Source organism: Bradyrhizobium sp. CB3481 (assembly GCF_029714305.1).
GTDB lineage: Bacteria > Pseudomonadota > Alphaproteobacteria > Rhizobiales > Xanthobacteraceae > Bradyrhizobium.
Map to the genome: position 1 here is coordinate 7,838,086 of NZ_CP121647.1, position 13,311 is coordinate 7,851,396.

The 13,311-nt window shown below is 63.4% G+C and carries 12 protein-coding genes and 2 pseudogenes; 5 read left to right on the forward strand and 9 right to left on the reverse strand.

Going from position 1 to position 13,311, the window contains the following annotated elements; all coding sequences use genetic code 11:
* Positions 1–24 precede the first annotated feature (24 nt).
* Positions 25–1,191, reverse strand: coding sequence for an ABC transporter substrate-binding protein (locus QA643_RS37725; protein WP_283035060.1), 1,167 nt, complete (start codon positions 1,189–1,191; stop codon positions 25–27).
* Between the two features lie 546 nt (positions 1,192–1,737).
* On the opposite strand from QA643_RS37725, the pseudogene QA643_RS37730 reads away from it, so the two are divergent.
* The 3 genes and pseudogenes from QA643_RS37730 to QA643_RS37740 form a co-directional block, all read left to right on the forward strand.
* Positions 1,738–1,854 (forward strand): annotated as a pseudogene (locus QA643_RS37730) (RNA polymerase subunit sigma-70); the annotation flags it as partial.
* A 33-nt stretch (positions 1,855–1,887) separates the two neighbouring features.
* Positions 1,888–2,043 (forward strand): annotated as a pseudogene (locus tag QA643_RS37735) (ClpX C4-type zinc finger protein); the annotation flags it as partial.
* Positions 2,044–2,160: 117 nt separating this feature from the next.
* Positions 2,161–2,394 carry a hypothetical protein gene (locus QA643_RS37740; protein ID WP_283030866.1) on the forward strand — a complete coding sequence of 78 codons (234 nt, stop codon included), beginning with the start codon at positions 2,161–2,163 and terminating at the stop codon, positions 2,392–2,394.
* 150 nt (positions 2,395–2,544) lie between these two features.
* Here the strand turns inward: QA643_RS37740 and QA643_RS37745 are convergent, their stop codons facing one another.
* A complete protein-coding gene (locus QA643_RS37745; protein WP_283030868.1) occupies positions 2,545–2,958 on the reverse strand; it encodes a VOC family protein in 414 nt (137 codons plus the stop codon).
* A 71-nt stretch (positions 2,959–3,029) separates the two neighbouring features.
* On the opposite strand from QA643_RS37745, the gene QA643_RS37750 reads away from it, so the two are divergent.
* Together QA643_RS37750 and QA643_RS37755 are read left to right on the forward strand one after the other, a co-directional pair.
* Entirely contained in the window at positions 3,030–3,830 is an 801-nt protein-coding gene (locus tag QA643_RS37750; protein ID WP_349253250.1) for a thermonuclease family protein, read from the forward strand.
* Positions 3,831–3,988: 158 nt separating this feature from the next.
* Complete coding sequence (locus tag QA643_RS37755) at positions 3,989–5,416, forward strand: M48 family metalloprotease (RefSeq protein WP_283030870.1); 1,428 nt, start codon at positions 3,989–3,991, stop codon at positions 5,414–5,416.
* Positions 5,417–5,539: 123 nt separating this feature from the next.
* Here QA643_RS37755 and plsY read toward each other — a convergent pair whose 3' ends face one another.
* The 7 genes from plsY to QA643_RS37790 all read right to left on the reverse strand — a co-directional run bounded on the left by plsY (position 5,540) and on the right by QA643_RS37790 (position 13,184).
* Positions 5,540–6,226 (reverse strand): glycerol-3-phosphate 1-O-acyltransferase PlsY, encoded by a 687-nt coding sequence (gene plsY / locus QA643_RS37760; protein ID WP_283030872.1) that lies wholly within the window; start codon positions 6,224–6,226, stop codon positions 5,540–5,542.
* A 356-nt stretch (positions 6,227–6,582) separates the two neighbouring features.
* The gene (locus QA643_RS37765; RefSeq protein WP_349253251.1) at positions 6,583–6,711 is read right to left on the reverse strand and encodes a hypothetical protein; all 129 of its coding nucleotides are present in this window, start codon (positions 6,709–6,711) and stop codon (positions 6,583–6,585) included.
* Positions 6,712–6,870: 159 nt separating this feature from the next.
* Positions 6,871–7,305 (reverse strand): hypothetical protein, encoded by a 435-nt coding sequence (locus QA643_RS37770; RefSeq protein WP_283030874.1) that lies wholly within the window; start codon positions 7,303–7,305, stop codon positions 6,871–6,873.
* A 411-nt stretch (positions 7,306–7,716) separates the two neighbouring features.
* Positions 7,717–8,502 (reverse strand): CarD family transcriptional regulator, encoded by a 786-nt coding sequence (locus QA643_RS37775; protein ID WP_283030875.1) that lies wholly within the window; start codon positions 8,500–8,502, stop codon positions 7,717–7,719.
* A gap of 416 nt (positions 8,503–8,918) precedes the next feature.
* A complete protein-coding gene (gene fdxA / locus QA643_RS37780) occupies positions 8,919–9,257 on the reverse strand; it encodes a ferredoxin FdxA (protein ID WP_283030876.1) in 339 nt (112 codons plus the stop codon).
* A 135-nt stretch (positions 9,258–9,392) separates the two neighbouring features.
* The gene (locus QA643_RS37785; RefSeq protein WP_283030877.1) at positions 9,393–9,662 is read right to left on the reverse strand and encodes an RNA-binding S4 domain-containing protein; all 270 of its coding nucleotides are present in this window, start codon (positions 9,660–9,662) and stop codon (positions 9,393–9,395) included.
* 75 nt (positions 9,663–9,737) lie between these two features.
* A complete protein-coding gene (locus tag QA643_RS37790; protein WP_283030878.1) occupies positions 9,738–13,184 on the reverse strand; it encodes a helicase-related protein in 3,447 nt (1,148 codons plus the stop codon).
* Positions 13,185–13,311 lie beyond the last annotated feature (127 nt).

A 13,311-nucleotide genomic window follows, 5' to 3' on the forward strand; every position in this document is an offset into this window, starting at 1 on the left:
ACCCGGAATGACGGCCTTCGGCCGTCACTTCTTCACCAGCGGGCACCGCGACGCCTCCAGCGGCTGGAACGCCTCGTTGCCGGGGATCGTCGCCAGCAGCTTGTAGTAATCCCAGCGCGCCTTCGACTCCGACGACTTCTTGACCTCGAACAGGTACATGTCGTGCACCATGCGGCCGTCGTCGCGGATCTTGCCGTTCTTGGCGAACATGTCGTTGACCGGCGTCTCCTTCATCACCTTCATGACCGCGGCGGCATCCGTGGTGTTCGCCGCCTTCACGGCTTTCAGATAATGCAGGACGGACGAATAGACGCTGGCCTGCGCCGCGGTCGGCGGTCGCTTGACGCGGTCCTGGAAGCGTTTTGAGAACGCGCGGGTGTCGTCGTTGAGGTCCCAGTAGAAGGCTTCCGCCAACAGCAGGCCCTGCGCGGTCTCGAGGCCAACGCTATCGATATCGGTGACGAAGGCGAGCAGCGGCGACAGTTTCTGGCCGCCGCTCTTGGTCAGCCCGAACTCCGCCGCCTGCTTGATCGCGTTGATGGTGTCGCCGCCGGCATTGGCAAGCCCAACTACCTTCGCCTTCGAGCTCTGCGCCTGCAGCAGGAACGAGGAGAAGTCTGACGTGTTGAGCGGATGCTTGACGCCGCCGAGCACCTTGCCGCCGGCCTTCACGACGACATTGGTGGTGTCTTTTTCCAGATCCTGGCCGAACGCATAGTCGGCGGTGAGGAAGAACCAGGTCTCGAAACCGGATTTCACGGTGGCGAGCCCGGTGACGTTGGCCTGCGCAAAGGTGTCGTAGGAGTAGTGCACGGTGTAGGGGCCGCAGGCCTCGTTGGAGAGGCGGATCGAGGCCGGGCCGCTATACATGACGATCTTGTTGCGCGCCTTGGCGATCTCGCCGGCGGCCAGTGCGGTCGCGGACGCCGCGACGTCGTACAGCATCTCGACGCCCTGGTTGTCGAGCATGTCGCGCGCGATGCTGGCGGCAAGGTCGGCCTTGTTGAGATGGTCGGCGGCGAGGATCTCGATCTTCCGCCCCAGCACCTCGCCGCCAAAATCCTCCACCGCCATCTTGGCGGCGGTCTCCGAGCCCGGCCCGGTGATATCGGCGTAAAGCCCGGACATGTCCAAAATGCCGCCGAGCTTGAGCGGCGGCTTGCCTTGTGCCAGGGCCGCACTCGCCGACATCGCCAGCGCGGCAGCAAAAATGCTTGCTGTTGCTCTCTTCACGGAGTCCTCCCCTCTTGGCGCGCCGCATTGACTGCGGCTTTAAAATCTTCGGCGCGATCATGCCGCATGGGTACAACAGCGGCAAGGCAGAGTGGCGAACCGATTCTGTCCTCGATTTCCGCTTAGCGGAATGATTGCGCAGAATGGGTAGAGCGTTAGCGAAACCCATCAATTCATCGGCCGCCGCAATGATCCGTTAATACAAGGCGCTCGCTTTACGTGTCTTATCCCCACATGCCTGCTAGATTGCGAATCGGCATTTGAAACCATCGGCCTCTACAAGGCGTCCATGATTTCACATTGGATAGCAGCGACTGCACTCATCCTCCTCGTCGCGGGAGGCATGGCCATCGCCTGGCCTTTGCGCAAGAAGGCCAAGTTGGGCACTGATATTTCCGGTCCCGGCCCATCGATCGGCGGATCGGATTACGGTTCGGACGGAGACGCGTCGAGCGACGGTTAGGACGAATTCACTGTTCAGAAAAACTCTGAGGAGCTGGCCAAGTGAAATTAGCAGAAATCATTCGAGCGGCGATAGAAATCGGTGAGGCCAACGGCACCATTACCCTCGATCAACTGAACGAGCTGATCGAAGAAGAGAAACTGGAAGCAGAAGATATTGAAAGCCTGTTCGAGGCTCTACGAGATGAGTGCATAAATGTCGTGGAAGCGAACGACGCTTCGCCCGAACCGGCATGTTCATTCTGCGGAAAGAGCCAGCCGGCTGTCTTGCAACTGATCGCAGGCGCCGGAGGTTTCATTTGCAATGAATGCGTGCAGCTGTGTGTCGGCATCATTGCTACCCAGAACCCCGGCTGGCTCGATCAGCATCGTCAATTCCTCACGACGCTACCGCTAAAGACCGGAGATTGAGCCCGCGTTATCAGATGTCGGCGGTGCACAGAGTGACCCGAAAAAGAACTCGCTATGATTGTTATTGCGGATAATGGAACTCTAAACGCGATTGATCTTATGGTCGATGCCGCTGGCGTTGACGTGCTGATTGATCGCCTGACCCAGTTGAAGAACTCGTCCATGAAGCATCATCTGCATCTGGAAGATCCGCATGTTGGCATGATATCGCCTGCCGGCCATCGCAAGATTTTCGGCGGGCTCGTTCTTGTCTGGATCGACGAAGACGCGCTGGGCCAAAACAATTGATGCTGTTCGTTTCATGCCAGCGAAACCGCGAAGCCAGACGGCGATGGAGCCGACAACTCGTGGGGATGGGTAGAGCGCAGCGAAACCAATCAATTCCCGGCGCAGAGACGCGATGGGTTTCGCTGCGCTCTACCCATCCTACAAGGGCAACTACCCCAACAATCCCTTGCCCGGCACATGGTTGAGTTCGAGCCGGATACCATCGGGATCCTCGAACAGGATCGAATAGTATCCCGGCGCCCACTGCTCCTCGCGCGGCGCGCGGATGATTTTGGCGTCGAGCGTCAAAAGAAAGGCATGCAACTCGTCGACATCGGCGCGCTCACGGGCGCGGAAGCAGAGATGGTGCAGCCCGACGCGCTTCTGCTCGAACGCCGCGCCTTCGTGCTCGGCCGACGGCGCGCTGATGCCGACCGCGGTGCGGCCGCCGACGCAGTAATAGGTCGTCTCCGTCTCGATGACAGGCTTTAGCCCAAGAAACGGCAGCAGCTTGCGATAGAAATCGCGCGAACGTTCGAAATTCGAGGCGGTGAGAAAAATGTGCGCGATGCCGTTGACTTCCATTGTCTGCCCCTGCGTGGCAATCTAAGGTAGCGGCTCGGCTCCTGATCAAGCATACAGGAACAAGCGGAACGATGAGCAGCGTTATAACGCGTCCGATATTGCGCGGCTCCGCCTGGCTTCCTGCAAGCGCCGTATCGCTTCAGTTGCTGGCGTGCATGGGGCGGGCTGACGCCGCCGATTGCGCCCTGGATCAGCAAGGCGAAGGCCGTGTCGCCACAATCGTCGATGCGCGCAGCTTTCGGCTCGAAGACGGTCGCGAAATCCGCCTAGCCGGCATCGAGCGGACGGGAACCGATGGGGCAAGCGCCAGAGCGGCACTGTCGGCCGTCGTCGAAGGCCGCGAAGTGATTCTCCATGGCGAGAACGACGCACCGGATCGTTACGGCCGCCAACTGGCTTTCGTCTTCGTGGCCGGCTCGGAACACTCGGTGCAAACGGAACTGCTGCGCCGCGGTGAAGCGTTGATTTCGAGCGACACCGCAGAGAAAAATTGCGCCGCGATGCTGGCGGCGGCGGAACAAACGGCGCGAGACGCCAAATTGGGCATCTGGGCCGAAACCGCGGCCATAAAAAACACGGAAAGTCCGGGCGATATTCTGGCCGCGATTGGGCACTTTACGGTGGTCGAGGGCAGAGTACTGTCCGTGCGGCAGGCTGGGTCAGTGACCTACCTGAATTTCGGGCGGAACTGGACACAGGACTTTGCTGCGACTATTCCAAGGCGCATCATTCCGGCGTTTGAGGGCGCCGGCCTTGGACCTAAGTCGTTTGAAAACAAAAGGATTCGTGTCCGCGGCGTTGTCTCGTCGCGGGGAGGACCACGGATTGAAGTGCTCCGGGTGGGGCAGATCGAGGTGCTGGGCGGGAAATAGCGCGTGATCCGAAAACTGGGCACCGGTTTTCGCTGGGATCAGGCGCAAAAAAGGGATGAGATTACGGTTCCGGTGGGGGCGTGATCTTAGTGGCTGATTTGACGCATCGTGCAGAACGGCGCGAAGGAAATAGGGGCTGCCGATTTCTGGCTGCGCCGGTGCTTGTCTGCGCCGCGCTGACGCTTTCCGCCTGTGGAAATCTGGGAAAAATCGAGACCGCCGCGCCGACCGCGCCGGCGCCGAAGCCGTCCCGCACCGTCGCGCAGACGCCGGCGAGCGAGCGCGAGCACGAGCGCATTCTGGCCTCCTATGGCGGCGCCTATGACGACCCGAGGCTCGCCACCCTGATCGGCAAGACTGTCGACCGCCTGGTGGCGGCCTCCGACCGCCCCGACCAGGCCTACCGGGTCACCATCCTCAATTCCGGTGCGGTCAATGCCTTCGCGCTGCCGACCGGACAGCTTTATGTGACGCGCGGCCTGATCGCGCTGGCCAGCGATACTTCGGAACTGTCCTCGGTGCTCAGCCACGAGATGGCGCATGTGCTGGCCAAGCACGCCTCGATTCGCGAAGACCAGGCACGGCAGGCGGCGGTGGTGACGCGCGTTGTCACCGACATGAGCAACGACCCGGATCTGACGGCACTGGCGCTGGCGAAGACCAAGCTGACGATGGCGAGCTTCTCGCGGCAGCAGGAATTCGAAGCCGACGGCATCGGCGTCGGCATTTCGGCGAAGGCCCATTTCGACCCATATGGCGCCTCGCGCTTCCTCGCTGCGATGGAACGCAATGCGGCGCTGAAGGCCGGCAAGACCTCGCTCGACCCGCGCACGCAGGATTTCCTGTCCTCGCATCCGGCGACGCCTGAGCGCGTGCAGAACGCGCAGGCCAGCGCCCGACAATATACGTCCCCGCAGGGCGGCGAGCGCGACCGCGAGACCTATCTCGCCGCGATCGACAACATCGTCTATGGCGAGGACCCCAGCGAAGGTTTTGTGCGCGGGCGCCGCTTCCTGCATCCGAAACTCGGCTTCACCTTCCAGGCGCCCGAGACGTTCACGCTCGACAACACCGCGCAGGCCGTGATCGGCGTGCGCGAGGGCGGCACGCAGGCGATGCGCTTCGACGTGGTGCGCGTGCCGGCCGAACAGTCGCTCGCCGATTACCTCAATTCCGGCTGGATGGAAGGCGTCGACAAGGGTTCGACCGAAGACCTCATGATCAACGGCTTCCCGGTCGCCTCGGCGTCCGCGAACGGCGATCAGTGGCAGTTCAAGGTCTTCGCGCTGCGCTACGGCAGCGACGTCTACCGCTTCATCTTCGCCGCCAAGCAGCGCAACACCGAAAGTGAGCGCAATGCGCGCGAGACCGTCAACTCGTTCCGCCGCCTGACGCTGGAAGAAATCCAGGCCGCGCGCCCGCTGCGCATCAAGGTGATCACGGCGCAGCCCGGCGACACCGTGGAATCGCTCTCCCATCGCATGACCGGCGTCGATCGTCCCGCCGAGCGCTTCCGTATCCTCAACGGCCTCGACCAGCACGCCCAGGTCAAGCCGCGCGATCGCGTGAAGATCGTGGTGGATTGAGGCCGGGGCCGCATCGATTTCGAGCGCCCCTCTTCGCGCCGGAAAGAGTCCCGCAATCTTAAAAAGGCGCTGCGATTTTGCAGTGAGGCGGACCGCGCTGCCGATCGTCCGTGAGTGAACGCGCTAGATTTGCGCCGCCGTTTTTGCTTCCGGGCTGCTTTGCCCCAGCCGCGGCTCTGTCCCGGCCAGGAGCCGCTGAATATTGGCGCGATGGCGCACAATCACGTAGATGCCGCCTGCAATCACCAATAAGCGGTAGGGCAAGGGCTGCTCCAGGAACAAGACGAGGGCGAGCGCGGCCGACGCCGCCAGCATCGAGCTCAGCGAAACAATCCGGGAAACAGCCAGTGCAATGCCAAAAGCCGCGGCCGCGCCCAAACCGACCGGCCAGGACATCGCCAGCAGCACGCCGAGCCCCGTCGCGGCGGATTTGCCGCCCGTAAAGTTCAACCAGACCGAACGGCCATGCCCCAACAGCGCGGCTAGTCCCGAAAGGCACACAGCCCACGGCACAACGGCTTGCAGATCGAGTGTGGCCGGCGGCGCGGCGGCCGGCCATTCATAGAGCCGGCCATAAAGCCACCGGGCAAAGACGACCGCCGCCACGCCCTTCAGCACGTCGATCAGGAGCACCGCCAGCGCTGGCCATTTTCCCAGGATGCGCAACACGTTCGTTGCACCTGTGGATCTGGAGCCATGCTCCCGAATATCGATGCCCTTGAGCAGCTTTCCCGCCAGATAGCCCGTAGGCGTGGCGCCGAAGAGGTAGGCGATCGCCAGCCCAACCGCACACACCATCCAGAAAACCATGGGATTACCTCGACACCCGATTCAGGCAGTCATCGTGCTGCCCACGAACGGTGGCCGCGATCGTCACTGGATCAGAGAACGCTCCGTGAGGAAAGGCCCATCAGCCGACATCGTGAGCCGACATCATCGCGAGCTGACATTGCGCGATCGCGGTCACCGGCATCGTCACAGCAAGGAAAGCGGATATCGAGCTCGTCGCGATCCGTCCACGCCCTTGCGACCGGGCCGCGCGAATGCGCGCCCGATGGCGGGCTCCGCGATGCAACCATCTCTCATCGCGGGGGGGTTACGTCGATTGCTTCGCTGTGCTCGCAATGACGGCAGCCGCGGCTCGGGCGACGGTCGCTACTTGCCCGTCAGGAATTGGCTGCAGCCTCGCGTGCAAGGCGCTCGGCCTTGAGCCGTTCGAAATTAGCCCGGAAGGCGTCGTCAGCCTTCTTGCGCTCCATGAGCGCCTGCTCGGCATCCTCACGGCGTTTTTCCATCAGCGCGGCTCGCTCCTCGCGAGAGCGCGGCGGTACGGTTCGGTTTTCATAGGTCATCTATTTCAACGCATCGCTGCGCCAAAAGTTCCCTCCCGGAACCCTGGCCTCAAACAAGCCGTCCCGTGCGATCAACGCTGGCGGAGCGACATGGTTCTGCGTCTAGAGCCCGCGGGCGCGCGCCTGCCAGCGCGATTCAAAGCTGTCGGAATCATCGGTCATCTGTGCCCGCGCATTCAGAGGATCACTGCGCTTCTCGGTCACGATACCGACGGTCGCCGCCTCGGCGGCTTTGGCTTCCACGGTGGACGCCACCGGAGGAGCCTTGGCTTGCGCAGGCGCCGTGGCGGGCCAGCGCAACGCTGATTTCGGAATCACAGTCTTGCCGGCGTACCAGCATTTGCGGCCGTCGATCAGACGCCACGACCAATGCCCTTTCGCCGATGCGGGCACGCGGGCGATGCATTCCTTGACCTGCGCGGCCGGCGCGCTGATGGGAAGAAGCGCGGCCGACAAAGCTGTCATCAGAACAGCGAAGAAGACGTACTGGCCTTTCATCGTATCCCCCTTGCGGTAGATGGATGTGGCCGGGACCATCTCCCCCGATTCGGGTCACAAGAGGTCGAAAACTCGTCCTTTCCGCGCTGAGAAATTGAAATGGAACCCAGGCCGGGTTCCGTCACCGCTGGCCTTGATTCACGGTGCCCGCAGGCATTCGTCGAATGCCAGCGCGGCAAGTCAGCTCCGCAAATTGCAAATGGCCGGAACGAAATCGCCGGTTCAAACGTCACCTACCTGACAAAGAGGAGACGCCGCATGGAAAACTTTCTTCTCTTCATCCTGTCGAGCAGCTCCTGCACGCTGGTGACGAGCGTGGTTCTTTTGTTGCGGCCGATCACGGCGATGCCCTGACGGGCCGGGAACCGCCGCCTTGTTGCCGCACGCATGAGTTCAAACAAAAAGCCCGGTCTTTCGACCGGGCTTTTCGTTTTAATGCTCGGGATTCTTTCAGGCGGCTTCGTCCGCCACCGCCGCGTCGTCGCCATCGGCGTCGACATCCGCCTCGTCGGCCTCGGTCGCTTCAGCCTTGGCGCCGCGGCGCGGGCTCTTGGCCAGCTGGCTCTCGATTTCCTTGACCGCCTCGGTCTCTGTCGAATGCTGGACGACGGCGATTTCGCGCGACAGCCGATCGAGCGCCGCTTCATAGAGCTGCCGTTCAGAATAGGACTGCTCGGGCTGCGATTCGGAGCGGTAGAGGTCGCGGACCACTTCGGCGATCGCGACGATGTCGCCCGAATTGATCTTTGCTTCGTACTCCTGCGCCCGGCGCGACCACATCGTGCGCTTGACGCGGGCACGGCCCTTCAGGGTTTCCAGCGCCTTCTTGACCAGCGCCGGCTCGGACAGCTTGCGCATGCCGACATTGGCGACCTTGGCGGTCGGCACGCGGAGCGTCATCTTGTCCTTCATGAAATTGATCACGAACAGCTCGAGCTTGGCGCCCGCGATCTCCTGTTCCTCAATCGCCAGGATCTGGCCGACGCCGTGCGCCGGATAGACCACGAATTCATTGGCCTTGAAGCCCTGACGCTGGGTCACGACCTTCTTCGGCTCCTCGACGCGCGGCGCAGCAGCGGCGGGGGCCGGCTTGTGGGCAGGGGCCTTCGGCGCAACGGCAGCCTTCGCAGCAGCAGCCTTCACAGCGGTCTTTGCGGGAGCTTTAGCAGCAACTTTCGCAGCAGAGGTCTTCGAACCCGTCGCTTTCGCGGCGGTCTTGGCAGTCTTTTCTGGCATTGCGCTTCTTTTGTTCTTGGAGGACTTTGCAGCCGAAACCTTCTTGGCGTCCTTCATGGGCGCCTTGGCACGGCCCTTGGTTGCGCTGCGGCTGGCCGGAGCGGCTTTTTTAACGTTCTTGGAAGCACTCTTTTTACGCGTTTTCTGTGACACAGCCTGCGCGCGGAACTGCCACGCCCCTGTTCGATGTTTTTACGGTAACCCACCGGGGCCACAGGATACGCATGGCCGGGATCGGCTTGTAATGTGCCCAATATAGCACATTTTCCGCAAAAATCAATGATTTACGGCTGGTTCCGGGCCTTTACGGGCCGTTTCCGCCATAAGACCGCTAACAGGGTTAAATCCGACAAGCTGGTTCGGTTCAGATTGGGGCCGAAAACAGGCTCAATGAGCCCTTAACTTATCCACAGTCTTTAGTCGCCGGCGCCGGGCTCCTTGGAAAAATATTTCTCGAACTTGCCCTCGACACCTTCGAATTCTTTCGCGTCCGCCGGCGCTTCCTTCTTCTGGGTGATGTTGGGCCAGCTCTTGGCGTACTCGGTGTTGACCTCGAGCCACTTCTCCAGACCCGGCTCGGTATCGGGCTTGATGGCGTCGGCGGGGCACTCGGGTTCGCAGACGCCACAATCGATGCATTCGTCGGGATGGATGACCAGCATGTTCTCGCCCTCGTAGAAGCAGTCGACGGGGCAGACCTCAACGCAGTCGGTATATTTGCATTTGATGCAGGCTTCAGTGACGACGTAAGTCATCCAGCGCTCCGAACAAGGCTCAAATACGGATCAGATTTCCGGGGTTTGCGTAGCGCATGCAGTGCGCTGCCGCAAGGGAAGCCGCGGGCCTTTGGCAGCCCAATTTCAGCTTCCCTGCGCGCCTTTTGCAGATAGTTACGGCTTGCCACTGTGCAATTCGTCATAGAGCACGCGCGCGGCCGCCGCATCGCCCCGCCGCTCACAAAAGCCCACCACCTTGAGGATGCGCACGCCGCGATCGAGCCCGATGGTGAGGACATCGCCGAGCTTCACCGAATGGCCCGGCGCTTTCTCCCGCACGCCGTTGATGCGGACATGGCCGGCCTCGACGAGCGCGGCAGCGGAGGTGCGGGCCTTCACCACCCGCGCATGCCACAGCCATTTGTCGAGACGCTGCCGCTCCAATCAACCCTCTAGAAACCTATTTTTGACGCGCTTTCTTGACGCGAACCGGTGTCCACTTCGCTTGAAAACGCTCTGTTATTCCTTGCGGCCGGCGAGCTGCTCCTTCAGCGCCGCGAGCTTTGCGAACGGCGAATTCGGATCGGCGGCGCGATCGCGCTCGCGCGGGCTCGCACTGGTCGCCCATTGGCGATGCGACGGACCCGACTCGCGCTTGTCACGGCCGCCCTTGTCGCGCCCGCCGAAGTCGCGGCCACCGCGCTCGCGATCGCCCTTGTCGCGGCCACCCTTGCGGTCGCCCTTGTTGCGATCGAATTTGTCGCGGCGCTCGTCGCGGTCACGGCCCTTGCCCTCGAAGCGCTCGCGCGGCGGACGGTCCTGACGTGCTTGAGGTGCCGGTGCGCCCTCAGCGGCAGGCGCGCTTGCTGCTTCAGCCGGCGCGCCCTCGCGCGGCTTTCTGAAATCGCCGCGACGGCCACGGCGGTGACGCTGCGCCCCCTCGCCTTCGCCGGCAGCCGGCGCGCCTTCCGCGGCGCGGCCGTGGTGGCGCTGACGGTTGCGATCGTGATGCGGGCGGCGCTCGTCGGAGCGGCCGCCGGGGCGCCAGACTTCGACGAGCTGCGACTCGGCCGGCGTCTCGGCTTTCGCTTCTGCTTCAGGTTTGGCCTCGGTGGAAGCGGCCTCGGCGGGCACAGCTTCAGCGGCAGCGCCTTCGGCCGGCGCTTCGCTCGCGGTGGCGGGCTCGGCTGCGGCTTCGGCGGAGCTGACCGCTTCCGGCGTCTCCTGCTCCGGCGGCGCATCCAGGATCGCGGCTTCCGCCGGCGTGACTTCAGGCGCACTAAGCTCCTCGGCTACGTGCGCGAAGGGCGTGACTTCCGGAAGCAGCGATGACGACGGCGCAGGATCGCCGGAAACAGGCAGCTCAGCGGCGACTTCCTCGGCCGGCGTTTCGGCCGTTGCCTCGGCGCTCGCCTCGACTGGCGGCGCTTCGGCAGCAACCGTTTCCACCGGCGGCGTCTCGGCGGTAACCGTCTCGACCACTTCCACCGGTTTCGGCGGCAATGGCGGACGGCGGTCCATGCGGTAGCCGAGCGCGCGCAAGATCGAGGCAAAGTCTTCGCCGGCCGATCCGGTCAGCGACGTCATCGCCTGCGTCACCACAAAGCCGCGGCCGTCGAACGCGCCGGCGGGCTTCTCGCCCGGCGAGGTCTCGCGCCACGCCAAAGCGGGACGAATGAGATCGGCGAGACGCTCCAGGATGTCGACGCGCACCGCGCGCTCGCCGCACTGGCGATAGCCGAGCACGCGATAGGCGTCACGATGCAGCGCCTTGTCGACCGGAAACGAGGTGCGTCCCGAGCTCGCCAGGTGCTGCGCGCCCGAGAGCGCGGACATGTCGACATTGTCCTGCTTCTCGGCCCACAAGAGCGACGCCAGCGCTCGCGCGGCGGGCTTTAGCAGCGCGGGGAAATAGATGTGGTAGGCGCCGAAGCGCACGCCGTATTTTCGCAAGGTCGCGCGCGAGGTCTGATCGAGATCCTTCATCTCGCTGGCGATCTTCGAGCGCTCCAAAACGCCGAGCGCCTCGACGAGCTGGAACGCGATGCCGCGGCCGATACCGGTGATGTCCTCGGCCTTCGACAGGCCGAACAGCGGGCCCAGCAGCTTTTCGATATGCGTCTTCAGCCAGAGATCGAGCCGCGCCTGCACGGCCTCGCGCGGCGCGCCGGAGAGGCGCTCATCGGAGATGATCCTGATACGCGGATGCAGCGCATCGTCGGCGGCGACGAGCTTTGCCACCGCATCGCCGGTCCAGCGGATGGTACCGTCCGAGGTCAGCACGAACTGGTCGTCGGGAGCAGCGCCAAGCTTTGTCGCGCGCGCGTCGATCTCGCTGGCCAGCACCTGGCTCGCCGCGGCCTGTAGCGCCTTCGCGTCAGACCCCGCCTCCGCCGCATCGGGCGCAAAGGTAAATCCATCGAGCCGGCCGATCGTGTGGCCTTCAACAATCACTTCGCCGGTCTTGCCAATTTCCGTATTCAAAACTGAGTTCTCCCGCAGGCGGCGCATCAATACACTGGTCCGCCGGTCAACGAAACGCTCTGTTAAGCGTTCATGCAGCGCATCGGATAATTTATTTTCCACCTCGCGGGTGATCCCCTGCCAGTGGTCGGGGTCGGCCAGCCAGTCCGGGCGGTTGGCGACGAAGGTCCAGGTACGGATTTGCGCGATCCGGCCCGACAGCGTGTCGATATCGCCGGTAATGCGGTCGGCCTGGTCGACCTGGGCGGCGAACCATGCGTCAGGGATGTAGCCCTTTTTGATCAGGAATGCATAAAGCGTGGTCACCAGCTCGGCATGCGCCGCGGGCGCGATCTTGCGATAATCTGGGATCGCGCAGGCGTCCCACAGCCGCTCCACGGCGGCCTTGCCGTGGGCCATCTCCCTCACCTCGCCGTCGCGGGCGGCGTGATCGAGCACGCGCTGGTCCTCGGCGACCGGCGCGCGGGTCAGCGCCTCGTGCCCCGGCGGCAGCGCGAGCGAGACCTGCAGGCTGCCGAGCGAGGAGAAATCAAGCTTCGAATTCCGCCACTGCAGCATTTTGACGCTGTCGAAGGTGTGGTTCTGCAGCGCGTTCACCAGCTCCGGCTCGAACGGCGCGCAGCGGCCCGTGGTGCCAAAGGTGCCGTTGCGGGTGGCGCGCCCGGCGCGGCCGGCGATCTGCGCGAACTCGGCCGGCGTCAGCCGGCGGAACTGGTAGCCGTCATATTTGCGGTCGGAAGCAAACGCGACGTGATCGACGTCGAGGTTGAGGCCCATGCCGACCGCGTCGGTGGCGACGAGATAATCGACGTCGCCGTTCTGGAACATCGCGACCTGTGCATTTCTGGTGCGTGGGCTGAGCGATCCCAGCACCACGGCTGCGCCGCCATGCTGGCGGCGGATCAGTTCGGCGATCGCGTAGACTTCATCGGCCGAGAACGCGACGATCGCGGTTCGGCGCGGCTGGCGCGTGATCTTGCGGTCGCCCGCGAATTCGAGCTGCGACAGCCGTGGCCGCGTGATGATGGACGCGCCGGGCAAGAGACGCTCGATGATCGGGCGCATCGTCGCCGCGCCCAGCAGCAGCGTTTCGTCGCGGCCGCGGCGATGCAGGATGCGGTCGGTGAAGACGTGCCCGCGCTCCAGATCGGCGGCGATCTGGATTTCATCGACGGCCAGAAAAGAAACGTCGAGATCGCGCGGCATCGCCTCGACGGTCGAGACCCAGTAGCGCGGATTCTTCGGCTTGATCTTCTCCTCGCCGGTGACCAGCGCGACGCTCTCGACGCCTGCGCGGTCCACGATCTTGTTGTAGACCTCACGCGCGAGCAGGCGCAGCGGCAGGCCGATCACGCCGGACGAATGCCCCAGCATCCGCTCGATGGCGAGGTGCGTCTTGCCGGTGTTGGTCGGCCCGAGCACGGCAGTGACGCCCGCGCCGGGCGCGCGTTCGGAGGCGAACGAGGAAGGAGAGAAGGCCATTACGTGCAGGTGTTTCTTTGAAATCCGGCGCTTCCACCGTCATTGCGAGGAGCAACGCGACGAAGCAATCCATACTTTCTGCGGCCCGATGGATTGCTTCGCTTCGCTCGCAATGACGGGAAACTGT